Annotated in this window: 14 protein-coding genes; 5 read left to right on the forward strand and 9 right to left on the reverse strand. The window is 72.2% G+C overall.

The genetic code is table 11. From position 1 onward, the window contains the following. Positions 1 to 34: 34 nt before the first annotated feature. The 9 genes from fabG to ABZ857_RS35035 all read right to left on the reverse strand — a co-directional run bounded on the left by fabG (position 35) and on the right by ABZ857_RS35035 (position 7326). Positions 35 to 799 (reverse strand): 3-oxoacyl-ACP reductase FabG, encoded by a 765-nt coding sequence (gene fabG, locus ABZ857_RS34995; RefSeq protein ID WP_357052024.1) that lies wholly within the window; start codon positions 797 to 799, stop codon positions 35 to 37. A 9-nt stretch (positions 800 to 808) separates the two neighbouring features. Then, positions 809 to 1810 (reverse strand): phosphotransferase, encoded by a 1002-nt coding sequence (locus ABZ857_RS35000; protein ID WP_357052027.1) that lies wholly within the window; start codon positions 1808 to 1810, stop codon positions 809 to 811. Between the two features lie 195 nt (positions 1811 to 2005). Beyond that, entirely contained in the window at positions 2006 to 2710 is a 705-nt protein-coding gene (locus ABZ857_RS35005; RefSeq protein ID WP_357052030.1) for a microcompartment protein, read from the reverse strand. Continuing rightward, positions 2703 to 2987, reverse strand: a complete 285-nt coding sequence (locus tag ABZ857_RS35010) for a BMC domain-containing protein (RefSeq protein WP_079317476.1) — start codon at positions 2985 to 2987, stop codon at positions 2703 to 2705. The genes ABZ857_RS35005 and ABZ857_RS35010 overlap by 8 nt, the downstream gene beginning before the upstream one ends. Before the next feature lie 15 nt (positions 2988 to 3002). Then, positions 3003 to 3248: a EutN/CcmL family microcompartment protein gene (locus ABZ857_RS35015; protein ID WP_079317478.1), complete on the reverse strand. Its 246-nt coding sequence runs from the start codon at positions 3246 to 3248 to the stop codon at positions 3003 to 3005. Beyond that, a complete protein-coding gene (locus ABZ857_RS35020) occupies positions 3248 to 3937 on the reverse strand; it encodes a hypothetical protein (protein WP_357052033.1) in 690 nt (229 codons plus the stop codon). The genes ABZ857_RS35015 and ABZ857_RS35020 overlap by 1 nt, the downstream gene beginning before the upstream one ends. Next, on the reverse strand, positions 3934 to 4548 hold the full coding sequence (locus ABZ857_RS35025; protein ID WP_357052036.1) for a BMC domain-containing protein: 615 nt from the start codon (positions 4546 to 4548) through the stop codon (positions 3934 to 3936). The genes ABZ857_RS35020 and ABZ857_RS35025 overlap by 4 nt, the downstream gene beginning before the upstream one ends. A 1-nt stretch (position 4549) precedes the next feature. Then, the gene (locus ABZ857_RS35030) at positions 4550 to 6061 is read right to left on the reverse strand and encodes an aldehyde dehydrogenase family protein (protein WP_357052039.1); all 1512 of its coding nucleotides are present in this window, start codon (positions 6059 to 6061) and stop codon (positions 4550 to 4552) included. Further along, positions 6058 to 7326: an aminotransferase class III-fold pyridoxal phosphate-dependent enzyme gene (locus tag ABZ857_RS35035; RefSeq protein WP_139575270.1), complete on the reverse strand. Its 1269-nt coding sequence runs from the start codon at positions 7324 to 7326 to the stop codon at positions 6058 to 6060. Before ABZ857_RS35035 ends, ABZ857_RS35030 begins: the two co-directional genes overlap by 4 nt. 223 nt (positions 7327 to 7549) lie before the next feature. Here ABZ857_RS35035 and ABZ857_RS35040 point away from each other — a divergent pair, with 223 nt between their 5' ends. The 5 genes from ABZ857_RS35040 (at position 7550) to ABZ857_RS35060 (ending at position 14353) form a co-directional block, all read left to right on the forward strand. Then, positions 7550 to 9052 (forward strand): APC family permease, encoded by a 1503-nt coding sequence (locus ABZ857_RS35040; protein ID WP_357052042.1) that lies wholly within the window; start codon positions 7550 to 7552, stop codon positions 9050 to 9052. Positions 9053 to 9059: 7 nt separating this feature from the next. Further along, on the forward strand, positions 9060 to 10070 hold the full coding sequence (locus ABZ857_RS35045; RefSeq protein ID WP_357052045.1) for an acetamidase/formamidase family protein: 1011 nt from the start codon (positions 9060 to 9062) through the stop codon (positions 10068 to 10070). Next, on the forward strand, positions 10067 to 12310 hold the full coding sequence (locus ABZ857_RS35050) for a propanediol/glycerol family dehydratase large subunit (protein WP_357052048.1): 2244 nt from the start codon (positions 10067 to 10069) through the stop codon (positions 12308 to 12310). The genes ABZ857_RS35045 and ABZ857_RS35050 overlap by 4 nt, the downstream gene beginning before the upstream one ends. Before the next feature lie 64 nt (positions 12311 to 12374). Then, positions 12375 to 12749, forward strand: a complete 375-nt coding sequence (locus tag ABZ857_RS35055; protein WP_357052051.1) for a diol dehydratase small subunit — start codon at positions 12375 to 12377, stop codon at positions 12747 to 12749. Further along, positions 12746 to 14353, forward strand: coding sequence for a diol dehydratase reactivase ATPase-like domain-containing protein (locus tag ABZ857_RS35060; RefSeq protein ID WP_357052054.1), 1608 nt, complete (start codon positions 12746 to 12748; stop codon positions 14351 to 14353). The genes ABZ857_RS35055 and ABZ857_RS35060 overlap by 4 nt, the downstream gene beginning before the upstream one ends. Positions 14354 to 14455: the final 102 nt, after the last annotated feature.

Raw genomic sequence — 14455 nt, forward strand, 5'->3', positions numbered from 1 at the left:
GAACCATGACAGAGCATGGGTCGGCCCGATTGAATCACAACCCACTCATCGCATCCTGCGATTCCGGCAGGACCTGGCCGCCGTCCACGACCAGCGAGTGCCCGGTGATGAACGCGGCCTCGTCGGTGGCGAGGAACAGGCAGGCGTTGCCGATGTCCTCGACCGAGCCGAGGCGGCGCATCGGGATCGCGGCCTCCATCCCGCGCAGGTAGTCGTCCCCCAGGTCGGCCAGGCCCTCCGTCAGGATGTTGCCGGGCAGGACGGCGTTGACCGTGATGCCCTTGGGCGCCAGCTCGATCGCGGCGGTGCGCATGAACCCGAGCTGCCCCGCCTTGCTGGCGCCGTAGTGCGACCAGCCCGGCAGGCCGGTGAAAGGACCGGTGATGGAGGAGGTGAGGATGACCCGCCCGTGGCCGGACGCCTCCAGCGCGGGCAGGCACGCGCGGACGCAGAGCATGGTGCCCTTGAGGTTGACGCCGAAGACCTCGTCGATGTCGGCCTCGGTCATCTCGGCGAGCTTCTTGTCGGGGAAGATGCCGGCGTTGGCGCACAGCACGTCGACGCCGCCGTGCCGCTCGGCCGCCGTCTCGGCGATGCGCTCGCAGTCCGCGGCCCGTGACACGTCCGCGACCACGTAGGACGCGCCGATCTCGGCGGCGGCGGCCTTCAGCGCTCCCTCGTCGCGGCCCGCGATGAGGACGTTCGCGCCGGCGCGGGCGAAGACCCGCGCGATGCCCTTGCCGATGCCCTTGCTGCCGCCGGTCACGACGACCGACCGCCCGGCCACTGGGGTGAACACATGGACTCCTTAGAGTGATCCGCTGAGATAGCGCTCGGCCAGCTCGCAGCTGCCCTGGGTGTAGCCGGCGCCGAGTTCCCTGGCGACGTCGGCGGCCGAATGGGAGCCGATCCACGCCACGAGGAGGAGGCGGCGGAACAGGATGAACGTCCAGATCTCGGCCTCGTCCTCCTTCGGGAGGTCGAGCACGGACCGGTAGCCGCGCACCCACGACTCCGCCATGTGCGGCACCTCGGGCCGGTGCTCGATGAAGCTGACGGCGGCGCCGAGGTCGTAGAGGTACCAGCCGAGGCCGCAGTCGTCGAAGTCGATGACGCTGGTCCCCGCCTGGCCGTCCACGAGGAGGTTGGCCAGGCGCAGATCGGCGTGGATGAGCCCGTACCGGTCGGGGCCCTTGCCGAACCGCTCCAGCCTGCGGCGCAGCTCGGCCTCCAGCCGGGCGAGCACGGCGTGCGCCTCCCGGTCCACGCCGACGCCGTCCTGCCACCTGCCCCAGCGCGCCTGCGGGCCGAAGGCGGCGTCCAGGTCCCAGTGGAACCGGGTGAAGGACGCCGGCCTCGCCCAGGCGCGGGCGTGGCGGTGCATGCGGGCCGTCAGCGCGCCCAGCCGTTCGAACTCCTCCACCAGCCGGTCCTCGGCCGGCTCGGCTCCGGGAAGGAACTCGAACATCACGCAGTGGCGGGGCTCGGAGCCCGGTTCCCGCATGGTGACGACGCGCGACCCGTCGCGGGCGGGCAGCACGCGCGGCGTCACGATCCCCGCCTCGTCGCGCAGCGCGTCCAGCCAGGCGAGCTCGCTGGCGATGGCCTCCAGCGAGTGGTAGCCGAGCCGGTGGACCCGCAGGATCGCCTGCCGCCCGCCGTCGCCGACCGTGAAGGTCGCGTTCTCCGACACGTTGAGCAGCGTTACGGAGGCGTCAGGGGAAACGTCGTAGTGTCGAAGGGCGCGGCGGGCGACCCCCTCGATGCGGGCGAGGACGTCGTCGCCGCCGGACAGGTCGTGGACCTGCATGCGTTCTCCTAAAGGGTCCTGTGGAAGTGTCCGTCAGATCTTCCCCCGCGCTGTGTTTCCCGCTTCACCATCGGGGCGCTCTTATCCGCCGTCTTCCCTCGTCGCTCGGAGTCGCTCGTACCTCGCTCCCCGCTCGCTCCTCAGTCCAGACCGGCGGCGCGCCCCTCCGGCTCGCTCGGTGTAGGGCGGGCGCCGTCAGTGGTCGCGGCCCTCGACGGACTCGAGGACGCGGACGATGGCGTCCCTGGCCGTACGCACCGAGGAGGAGCGGCCGCTGATGTAGAGCCGCCCGGCCGACCCGATCATCTGCACGTCCACGAGCGTGATGTCCGGCGCCGCCGCCTCGGCCTCGTTGGCCGCCACGGTCGCGAACAGCGCCGGGGTCATCTCGCAGACCAGCAGCGTCTCCCCCGGCAGGACCATCGAGGCCTGCCGGTTGCGGTTGATGAGCACCGCGTGCTGGTCCGTGATGTCCTCGATGACGTCGGTGTAGAGGATCCGGGGCCGCAACTGGTCGCCCGCCGAGGCGCCGATGCCGTCGAGGATCGCCTGCCCGGCCCGCCGTACGTCGTCCAGTGAGGAGCCGTGCACCTCCAGCACGCCGAACTGCCGCTCGACGAACAGGATGCCAGGCTCGACGGACGGCACGGCGCGCAGGGCGAGGTCGATGACCCGCTCGATCGCGAGGCCGGGGGCGACCTCCACGATCAGCGCGTGCTGCCCCTCGTACGGCGGGTAGCCCCGGGCCCGGGTGGGCGCGGCCATCGCCGCGGTGAACTGCCGCCGCAGGTTCTCCACCAGCAGGTAGACCCGCAGCTCCGCCGTACGCCGTTCCGTGGGAGCCGCCGCCTTGGCGGCGGCACGCGCACGGGAACGGGGGGCAGGGGCGGCGCTACTCACCGGTCGAGAGGTTGAACGCGCGGGCGAGGTCGGCGTGCGGGCGCGGGATGACGTGCACGGAGACCAGCTCGCCGACGTTGGAGGCGGTCTCCGCCCCTGCCTCGGTGGCGGCCTTGACCGCGCCGACGTCGCCGATGACCGTGACGGCCACCAGTCCCGACCCGACCTGCTCGCGTCCGACGATCGTGACGTTGGCCGCCTTGACCATGGCGTCGGCGGCGGCGAGCGCAGCCACGTAGCCCTTGGTCTCGATCAGGCCGATCGCGTTGTTGGCCATGTGCCTCTCCTTCGGTTAGACGGTTTCGTCGATGGAGCCGATGATCAGTGCGTCGATCGGCGGGGACTTCTGGGCGGGGAACCAGGAGGCGGCCACGGAGCCCTGCACGATCAGGACCCGCTCGCCGATGCCGCTGCCGAGCACGTCGAAGGCGATCAGCCGGGCTCCCCCGTCGAGTTCGACTTCGAGGAACGCGCCGGCCGGGATGCCCTCGACCCGCTTGGTGGACCACACGCTCGACGTGACGGTGCCGCGCAGCATCAGTCCTCCCTCTCCACGGTGAGCCCGCAGGCGTGGGCCCGCTCCCTGGCGAGCGGCGTGAGCACCGCGCGGCGGCCGAGGACCAGCCGGGCGCCCGCGGCGGCCGCCGCCGCGACGTGCCGCTCGGTCACGGCCCCCTTCTCGTGCCGCACCACCTCCTGCCGTACGGCCTGCTGGGCGGGCTGTGCGGACTGTGCGGACTGGGCGGCAGGCGCGGGGGCGGGGGCGGGTGCAAGTGCGGGTGCGGGGGCGGGTGCGGCCAGGCGGAACCGCAGCCGCCCCGACCGCAGGGCGGCGGCGCGGGCAGGGTCCGCCGCGAGGTCGAGGACCCGCAGCGCGAACGCGTTGAGGTCGTCGTCGCCTCCGATCACGACGGGTTCGGCCACCGGCGCTCGCGCGGGGGTCTCGGCGGATGCCCCGGGCACGTGTCCGGCCGGCGCGGTGGCCATGGACACGTGCCCGGTCCGCCCGCCGCTCGCGGACGCGTTTCCGGGTGTCCCCGGCGTGGCCGACCCGGTCCCGATCGGCCCGGTCGCGGTCGGCCCGGTCGCGGTCGGCCCGGTCGCGGTCGGCCCGGTCGCGGTCGGCCCGGTCGCAGTCGGCCCGGTCGCGGCGGAGATCGCGGGGAGGAGGTCGCGCAGCACCTCGCGGACCAGCAGCCGCAGCTCGTCGGCCGGGAGCGCGGTCATCGCACGGCTCCCGCCCGGTCGCCCAGCACCTGGCGAGCGGCGTCGGCGGCCTGGCGCACGTCGGACTCACGGCCGGACAGGTACACCCGGCCGGTCGCGCCCATCATGCGGTAGTCCACGACCTTGACCTCGGCGGCCTTCTCGGCCTCGTTCACCGCGAGGATCGCGTACGACGCGGGCTGGCACTCCAGGACGAACAGCGACTCGCCCGGCAGGGCCAGCGAGCCGACGCGGTTGCGGTTGATGAGGAAGGCGTGCTGCCCGTCCAGGCTGGAGACGATCTCCGAGGCCAGGATGCGGGGCGGCACGGCGTCGGCGGCGCTCGCGCCGAGCGCGTCGAGCACGGCGTCGGCCGCCGCGCGCACCTCCCCGATCTGCCCGTGGAACTCCAGGTAGCCGAACTGCCGCTCGACCACCAGCACGCCGGCCTTCACGTCGGCGTGCTTGAGCGCCACGTCGGTCAGCGGCTCGATGTCGAGCCCGGGGGCGATCTCGATGATCTGCGCGGCCTGGTTCAGCCGGGGCAGCGCGCCGCGCATCCAGGTGCCGAGGTAGCACATGGTCTGCGGCTGCAGCTGGTCGATGAAGATGAAGGAACGCAGCTCGGCCATCTCACGACCTCACCAGCGACGCGAGCTCTTCGAGGATGAGCCGCCTGATCTCCTCGCGCAGCACGTCGGCCTGTGGCGCCGGGGCCGCCGGGGAGGCGGGAGCCGTACGCGCGTTGGACGGCTCGGGGTAGCGCGGCACCGGGCCGTCGGGCGGCGACCACGGATCGAGCCCGGTGAAGTCGCCGAACGGCGCGTCCACGTGGTAGGCGAGCCTCGTCCAGTTCACCAGGTTGCCCGGCTGGAGGTTCTCGCCCGCCGACGAGCCGCCGACGTAGCCGGTGCCGATCGTCATGGAGATCGGCAGGTTCGTGTGGACGCCGGAGCCGCCGAGGCTGTTGCCGGAGTTGACCGAGACGCGCAGCACCGGCACGGCCGCGCCGTACTCCATGATCGTGCGCGAGTCGGTGCTGTGGATCGCGGCCGAGTGGCCGGCGCCGCTGATGCGCAGCACGGCCCTGGCCGCGTCGATCCCGGCTCGCGTGGACGGCACGCGCAGCAGGGCGAGCACCGGGCAGAGCTTCTCGTGCGCCAGCGGCTCCTCCGGCATGGGCCGGTCGATCGGCGCGAGCAGCACGCGGGTGCCGGGAGGCACCCGTACGCCGGCCTGCTGGGCGATCCAGGTCGCGTCCTTGCCGACGAACCGGGTGTCGAACCGGCCGCCGGGGAAGACGGCCTCGCGCACCCGGTCGCGGTCGGCGGGCGACAGCAGGTGAGCGCCGCGCATCAGCGAGACCAGCCGGTCGGCGATCGCGTCCTCCGCGATGAGCACCGACTCGTTGGTGCACAGGATCGAGTTGTCGAACGCCTTGCTGTCCACGATCAGCCGCGCGGCCGACTCCAGGTCGGCGGTGCGGTCCACGAACACCGGGACGTTGCCCGGGCCGACGCCGAGCGCGGGGTTGCCCGATCGGTAGGCGGCCCGCACGACCGGGGTGCCGCCGGTGGCGACGATCACGTCGACTCTGGGGTCGGCCATCATCGACTCGATCAGCGGCAGCTTCGGCTCCTCGATCACCTGGATCACGCCGTCCGGCGCGCCCGCCTCGACCGCAGCCGCGGCGAGCGTCCTCGCGGCGTCGGCGCAGCACTCCTTCGCCATGGGGTGGGGGCTGATGACGATCGCGTTCCTGGTCATGAGCGCCAGCAGGATCTTGAAGTAGACGGTGGCGACCGGGTTCGTCGAAGGGGTGAGCGCGAACACCACCCCGGCGGGCCGCGGGACCGAGACGATCTTCTGGGCCGCGTCGGTTCGCGGGGACACGTAGTCGTGGCCGGCGTACTCCTCGACCAGGCCGGTGGAGCAGGCCACGTTCTTGAGCGCCTTGTGCTCGGCGACGCCGAAGCCCGTCTCGCGCACAGCCCACTCGGCGTACCGGGTCGCGTTGTCGGCGCCGGCCCGCGCCACCGCGGCGACGACGCGGTCCACGCTCGCCTTGTCGTACCGGGCGAAGGCCCGGGCGGCCCAGCGTGCCCGTTCCAGCATCCCGGACATCCCGGACATCCCGGACGTCACTTTCCAGCCTCCTTCGCGGCCCGTGCGATCGCGACGGCCGTACGGTCGAGCAACTCCTCGGTGAGCACGGGATCGATGAGGATGCCCGGCTTGTACTGCAGGACCCGGGGGTCGAGGGTGGAGAAGATGGCCCATACGCCGTTGTCGTAGAGCTGCCGCATGACGAACTTGGCGCCCTCGGGGTGGTCGAACTCCAGGCCGAAGATCAGGCCGTTCTGCCTGATGCCGGTGAACCAGCCCGGGTTGTCGTCCCTGATCCGCTCCAGTCCGCGGCCGATGACGTCGGACGCGTGGTGGACGATCGAGCGGGTCTCGGGCCGGTTGCAGATCTCCAGCGTCTTCATGGCGGCGAAGCAGCCGAGCTCGCCGCCGCCGAACGTCGCCATGTGGGCGAAGCCGTCCTCGGTCAGCCAGCCGGCGCAGCGCTCGCTGACCAGGACCGCCGCGATCGGGTAGAGGCCGCCGGAGATGCCCTTGCCGGTGACGAGGATGTCGGGCCTGATGCCGTGCTTGGTGATGCCCCACAGCTCACCGGTGCGCATCAGGCCGGTCTGCACCTCGTCGGCGATGTAGAGCGCGTCGTACGTCTCGCAGAGCCGCTTGACGCTCTCCAGGTAGCCGGGGTCGGGCAGCGGGAAGCCGTACGTCGCGGGGATCGTCTCCATGATGACGGCGGCCACGTCCCGGCCCCGCAGGGCCTCCTCCATGCCGGCCAGGTCGTTGAACGGCACGTGGACGAACTCCTCCGGCCGCTCCGACAGGAACAGCCGGGAGAAGCGCTCGTCGCCGGTGCCGACAGCGAGGCCGGTGTGGCCGTGGTACGCCTTGACGATGGAGACGATCTTGCGCTTGCCGGTCGCGTGCCGGGCCGTCTTGAGCGCGATGTCGATGGCCTCGCCGCCGCCGCTGGCGTAGATGACCTTGCTCAGCCCCTCGGGCCCGGTCGTGATCAGCGCCTCGGCCAGCGCGGTGCGGGCGAGCGAGGGGAAGTGGTGGTTGCCGATGTCGAAGTGGTCCATCGCCTGCTTCAGCGCGGCCACGACCTCCGGGTTGCGGTGCCCCAGGTTGTAGGTGCCCCCGTTGAGGTGGACGTCGATCAGGCGCTTACCGGAGACGTCGTAAAGGAAGTAGCCCTCTCTGCGGTCGATGACCAGCGGAACACCGGAGTCGATCCAGAACTGGGTCTTCCCCGGGTTCCAGTACGCCGAGGACTTCTCGAGAACCTCGTCCTTGTCCGCATAGGTGAACAGCCCGTAGTCCAGCATCCCGGTCCCATCGGTCCGTGAATCGGTAGGACCAAATAAGACACCGGTCACTCCGTATACGTCAACGGTTCTCGTTGTGAGGACTACGAAACACCAAGGGTCTTGCCTGGGCAAACCATCGGGTGGCACGATTTGCGCACCTTGTGTGATGTGCCACACATCTCCCCCACCCCCACCATGGTCTCCCGGAGGCACTGCTTTGAGCACCTTTGAGACACAGGCGGTGACGACATCCGCCGAGACCCCGGGCGTCAGCCGGTTGCGCAAGGACGCCGTCGGACTGGTCGGCGTCATCTTCATGGCGGTCGCCACCGCCGCCCCCATCACCGCCATGACGGGCAACGTGCCCATCGCGCTCGGCTTCGGCAACGGCCTGGGAGCGCCGGCGGGCTACCTGTTCGCGACGATCGTGCTGACCGTCTTCTCGGTGGGCTACACCGCGATGGCCAAGCACATCACCGCGGCCGGGGCCTTCTACGGCTACATCTCCCACGGCCTCGGCCAGGTCGCCGGAATGGTCGCGGGGATGCTCGCGACGATGGCGTACGTGGTGTTCGAGGCCTCCATCATCGGGTTCTTCGCCTACTCGGCCAACGACACCTTCAAGACCATGGCGGGCGTCGACATCCACTGGCTGTGGTTCGCCTTCCTCGGCCTGGCGCTCAACGCGGTCCTCACGTACTTCGACATCAACCTGACCGCCAAGGTCCTCGGCGTCTTCCTGGTCACCGAGATCTTCATGCTCGGCCTGACCGCGGTCGTGACGCTGTTCCACGGCGGCGGCCCCGACGGGCTCATGGCCTCCTCCATCAACCCTGTCAACGCGTTCGCGACCAACGGCCTGGCGGCCGGTGCGGTCGGTCTCGGCCTGTTCATGTGCTTCTGGTCGTGGGTCGGCTTCGAGTCCACCGCCATGTACGGCGAGGAGTCGCGCGACCCCAAGCGCATCGTCCCCCGGGCCACGCTCGTCTCCGTCGTCGGCATCGGCCTGTTCTACACGTTCGTGTCGTGGATGGCGGTCGCGGCCAACGGCGTGAAGGCCCCGGAGATCGCCGCCAAGGAGTTCGCCGGCATCTTCTTCAACCCCACCCAGGAGATGGTCGGCACCTGGGCCGTCGACCTGTTCAAGATCCTCATCCTGACCGGGTCGTTCGCCTGCTCGATGGCGTTCCACAACTGCGCCTCGCGCTACCTCTACGCGCTCGGCCGGGAGAACCTGTTCCCCGGCACCGCGAAGACCATCGGCGCCACCCACCCCAAGCACGGCTCGCCGCACATCGCCGGCTTCGTGCAGACCGGCATCTCGGTCGTGATCGTGCTGGCGTTCTTCTTCGCCGGGATGGACCCCTACATCCACATTTACACGCTGCTCGCCGTGCTCGGCACGCTGGCGATCCTCATCGTGCAGTCGCTGTGCTCGTTCTCCGTCATCGGCTACTTCCACGTCAGGAAGAAGCACCCGGAGACGAAGAGCTTCTGGCGCACGCTGCTCGCCCCGCTGGTCGGCGGCCTGGCCATGCTGTACGTCGTCTTCCTGCTGTTCCAGAACCAGGAGGCGGCGGCGGGCGACGCGTCCAAGACCCTGTTCTTCAAGCTGATCCCCTACATCGTGCTCGCCGTCGCGGTGGTCGGCGGCGGCTTCGCCCTCTATCTCAAGGCCCGCAACCCGGTGAAGTACGAGATCATCGGCCGGATCGTCCTCGAGGACACGGTCGAGCGCGACTGAGGAGCACATGATGATGGTGTCGTACGACCTCGATCCGGACGCGGACCCGGCGGGCCTGACCTACACCTTCGGCGGCGCCGCGCCCGTGCTGTCGATCAAACCGGGCACGGCCTTGTCGACCTGGACGCGCGACTGCTTCGCCGGCCGGGTCAGGTCGGCGAGCGACCGGGTCTCGGAGGTCTGCGACCCGCGGTTCATCAACCCCCAGACCGGCCCCTTCTACATCGAAGGGGCCGAGCCCGGGGACACCCTCGCCGTCCACTTCGTGTCCATCGAGCCGAGGGAGGCGCGCGGCGTCAGCACGACCGTGCCCTTCTTCGGCGCGCTCACCGGCACCGGCACCACCGCGCTGCTGCACGAGGCGCTGCCGGAGCGCACCTGGATCTACGAGATCGACCGGGAGGCCCGCCTCGTCCGCTACAGCGCCCTGGATTCGCCGTACGAGGTGGACCTGCCGCTCGACCCGATGCACGGCACGGTCGGCGTGGCGCCGGCCCTGGGCGAGGTGCGCAGTTCGCTCGCGCCGGGCGACTGGGGCGGGAACATGGACAGCCCGGAGATGCGCGCGGGGACCACCTGCTACCTGGGCGTCAACGTCGAGGGCGCGCTGTTCTCCTTCGGCGACGGCCACGCGCGTCAGGGCGAGGGCGAGACCTGCGGGGTCGCGGTCGAGACCGCCATGGACACCGTCGTGATCGTGGATCTGATCAAGGGGACGCCCTGTCCCTGGCCACGGCTGGAGAACGACGACTTCATCATCACCACCGGCTCAGCGAAACCACTTGAGGACGCGTTCCGCATCGCCCACGCGGAGCTGACGAAGTGGCTGGCCGCCGAGACCGGGCTGTCCACGCTCGACGCGTACCAGTTGGTGTCGCAGGCGGCGCTCACCCCGGTCGCCAACGTGGTGGACACGGTCTACACGATGACCGCCAAGCTGCCGAAGGCCGTGCTGAAGGGCGCCGCCCCCATGGGCGGGGCGCACGCCCGGCTGCGCGCGAGGGCGGCGGCCCTGTGACCGATCCCCATGAGGAGCGGCCCGTCGGGCGGGTCAGGTTCATGGACGCCCAGCGGGTCAACCTCGACGGGTTCGCCGTCGAGAACCCCGAGCTGGGCCTGGTCGCGCTGGCCTCGCCGTACGATCCCGAGCCCGGCCTGGTCGTCGAGGACGGCGCGGTCGTGGAGATGGACGGCGTCCGGGCGGACGAGTTCGACTCCGTCGACGCGTTCATCGCCGCGCACGGCCTCGACCTCGCGGTGGCCGCCGAGGCGATGGCGCTGTCCGACGTCGCGCTGACCCGCATGATGGTCGACCCGGGCGTGCCCCGCGCCGAGGTCGTACGGCTGTGCGCCGGGACGACCCCGGCCAAGCTGGCCCGGGTCCTGGCGCTGCTGCGGCCCGCCGAGCTGGTGATGGCGATGACCAAGCTGCGGGCCCGGCGCACCCCCTCGAACCAGGCGCACGTCACCAACCGGCTCGACGACCCGCTGCTGCTCGCGGCCGACGCGGCGACCGCCGCCGCCTTCGGCTTCCGCGAGCTGGAGACCACCGTGCCCGTGCTGGCCGACGCGCCGTCCAACGCGGTCGCCGTCTCCATCGGGGCGGCGGTCGGCTCGCCGGGCGTGCTCGTGCAGTGCTCGGTCGAGGAGGCGCTCGAACTGGAGCTCGGCCTGCGCGGGTTCGTGTCGTACGCCGAGACGGTCTCGCTCTACGGCACCGAGCAGGTCTTCACCGACGGCGACGACACGCCGTGGTCGAAGGCCTTCCTGACCAGTGCGTACGCCTCCCGGGGCATCAAGATGCGGGTCTCGTCCGGGGCCGGGGCCGAGGTGCTGATGGGCGGGGCAGAACGCCGGTCGATGCTCTACCTGGAGTCGCGCTGCGTGTCGCTCGCCCGAGCGATGGGCGCGCAGGGCGTGCAGAACGGCGGCATCGACGGCGCCAGCGTCGCGGGCGCCGTGCCGCGCGGCGTGCGCGAACTGATGGCCGAGAACGTCATGGTGATGGCGAGGAACCTGGAGTCCTGTTCCGGCAACGACGCGCTGATGTCGGAGTCGGACGTGCGCAGGACCTCCCGCACGCTGCCCATCTTCCTGGCGGGCTCCGACTTCATCTGCAGCGGATTCGGCTCGATCCAGCGGTACGACAACATGTTCGGCCCGTCCAACTGGAACGCCGAGGACGTCGACGACTACCTCGCCATGCAGCGTGACTGGGGGGTGGACGGCGGGCTGCGCACGGCCGACCCCACGGACGTCGCGGCGCTGCGCGAACGCGCCGCGCTGGCCGTGCGCGCCGTGTACGAGTGGTTCGGCCTGGCCGACTTCACCGACGAGCAGGTGGCCGCCGCCGTGGACGCGGCCGGCTCGAAGGACCTCGCCCCCGGCGACCCGGTCGCCGTCACCCACGCCGCCCGGACCATCCGCGAGACCGGCCTCACCATGGCCGACGTGGTGACGGCGTTGTACGAGACGGGCTTCGAGCCGGAGGCCGAGCGGCTGCTCGACATGCTCAAGGTGCGCGTCGCGGGCGACTGCCTGCAGACGGCGGCCATCCTCACGCCGGACATGCGCGTGCTGTCGCTGGTCACCGACCCCAACGACTACTCCGGGCCGGGCACGGGATACGAGCCCTCGCCGGAGCGGCAGGCGGAGATCGACGCGATCCGGCAGCAGCGCTCGGTCGAGGACCTTCGCCGCGAGCAGGCCGCCCACGCCCGCGACGCGCTGCGCCCGGCGGGCCCGGCCGCGCAGGGCGGGGACCCGCGGGAGGTCGTCATCGGCGTCTCCCCCGCGACCGGCCGCGACATCTGGGTCACGCTCTCGGGGCTGCCCGTGGTGGACGTCCTGCGCGAACTGCTCGCCGGGCTGGAGGAGGAGGGCTGCACGGCCCGGATCGTCCGCTTCGGCGACACCATCGACCTCGGCATGATCGGCCTGTCGGCGGCCCGGCTCGCGGGCTCGGGCATCGGCATCGGCCTTCAGGCCAAGGGCACCGCGCTCATCCACCGCCGTGACCTCGCGCCGCTGGCCAACCTGGAGCTGTACAGCATCGCCCCGGTGCTGTCGGCCGCCGACTATCGGCTCATGGGCGTGAACGCGGGCCGCCACGCCAAGGGCGGCGCCCCCGAGCCCGCCCGCAACCCTTATACGGACGAGGCGATCGAGGCCCGCTACCACACGAAGGTCGTCTCGCTCGTCGCCATCGAACGCGCCCGCTGCCGGCCCGGCGCCCTGCCCGAGGAGTTGGTTCTTTGACGTACGCTCACGCGGGCGCTCGCACGGGCCGTCCGGTCGCCGGGAACGGCGGAGGAGGCGGCCGATGACCGGCACGGACCCGCGCCTGCGCGCCTACTCCGGGCGGCCGGTCGAGGCGGTGACGCTGGAGGCCGTGCGGCGGGGCGAGGTGTCGGCCGACGACCTGCGCATCCACCCCGAGACGCTGGAGACGCAGGCCGTGGCCGCCGAGCGGCACGGCAACCCCCAGCTCGCCGCCAACCTGCGCCGCGCCGCCGAACTGGCCCGCATCTCCGACGAGGACGTGATGCGTGTCTACGAGGCGCTGCGCCCGCGCCGCGCCACGGCCGGGGAGCTGTCCGCGCTGGCCGGCTGGCTGGAGGAGCGCGGCTGCCCGCGCAACGCCGCGCTCGTCCGGCAGGCCCGCGACGTGTACGTGCGGCGGGGCCTGACACGGTGAGCGTGCTCGTCGCGGGCGTGGACGTCGGCAACGCGACCACGGAGGTCGTGATCGTCCGCGACGGCGTCCCGGTGGCCTGGGACAGGGTCGTCACGCGCGGCCCGAAGGGCTCGCCGTCGTCGCTGGCCGGGGCGGCGGCCCTGCTGCGCCGCCTGGAGCGGGGGCTGGGCGAGGCCGCGGCCGAGGTCGTCATGGCCCCCATGCGCCCGGTGCGCACGACGACCGTGGAGGTGCCCGTCGTCGCGGCCGGAACCGGGCGCCTCCGGATCGTCGCCGCGGGCAGCCCCACCCCCGGAGGGGAGGGCGTCGCGGTCGGCCGTCCCCTGCTCCTGACGCCCGGTGACCTGCCTCATGGTGAGGACGTGATCGCGCTCGTGCCGCGCGACCTGGGATACGCCGAGGCCGCCCGGCTCGTCCGGGCGGCGCTGGACGCCGGGATTCCGCTGCTGGGCGTGCTGGCCGAGGGCGACGAGGGCCGCCTGATCGCGAACCGGATCGGGAGGCCGCTGCCCGTCGCCGACCAGGTCGACGTCACGGCGGTCGCCGCCGCGAAACGGGTCGCCGTGGAGGTGCGCCCGCCCGGGCGTCCGCTGCGCCACCTGTCCGACGCGCTGTTCGTCGCCGCGCGCCTCGGCGAGCGGGACGACGCGCCCGCGATCTGCGCGGAGTTGTACGACGTCTCCTGCGCCGTCGTCGCCCGGTTCACGCATCGCCAGGCCGATTCGGTTGGACCAAACGCTCCGGAGGCGTCGGTCGAGCGGGCGGTGGCCGACCTGAGCCGGGTGGCCGCGACGGCCGGTGCTCGGGCGGGGACGAGCCGGTCCAGGTCCCTGCTGGTGGCCGAGATGTCGGCCTCCGCCCCCGCCGCGCCGCCCGCACGCCTCGACCTGGGCACGGCCGCCCCGACGGGACACGCCCGCACGCCGGCGGATCGGCTCGCGGGCAGCGGGACGGTTCCCGTACGGCGGGCCCCGAGCGAGGCGGCGGCGGCCCGCGCGGGAGCCCTCACCACCCCCGGCGCGGATCGGAACTCCCTGGTCGTGGACCTGGGCGGCGGCACGGTCGACGTCGTAGGCCCGCCGGGCGAGGTCGTGGCCGCGGGCGCCGGTGACCTGCTCACGGCGGCCGTGGCCACGGTGCTCGGCATCCCCCGGGGCGCGGCCGACTGGGTGAAGCGCGGGCCCTGCGTACGGCTCGAGACGCCGCACGTCTCACTCGGCGAGGACGGCTCGCGGGTGTTCCTCGACTCGCCCGCCCCGCCCGGCTCGGTCGGCTGGCTCGCCGTCCCGGGCCCGGCCGGGCCGCTGCCGTTCTCCAGCGCCATGAGCCCGGCCGAATGGCGCACCCTCCGTCTCGCGGTCAAGCGCGAGGTCATCGGCGCCACCGTACGCCGCGCGCTGGACGCCCTGAACTCTCTGGGCGGGCGTGGCGGAGGGAGCGTCGTGGTCGTGGGCGGTCCGGCCGGAGACGACGAGGTGCTCGGCGTGCTGGCCCGCGAGCTTCCCCCCGGCACCGTCGTCGGCCGGGGGAACGTCGCGGGCGTCCTCGGCCACCGCTACGCCGTCGCCTACGGCCTGGCCACCGGCGCGTACCCGCGGGAGTAGGGCCGCGTGTTCGTCGGGGCGGAAAACCGTTTTCCGCCCCGGGGCGGTTTCCGTACACTCGCCACTGATCACGCGCGCCGCCACGCGGCGGCGCGCGCCCTG

The organism is Microbispora sp. NPDC046933 (assembly GCF_040644635.1).
Classification (GTDB): Bacteria; Actinomycetota; Actinomycetes; order Streptosporangiales; family Streptosporangiaceae; genus Microbispora.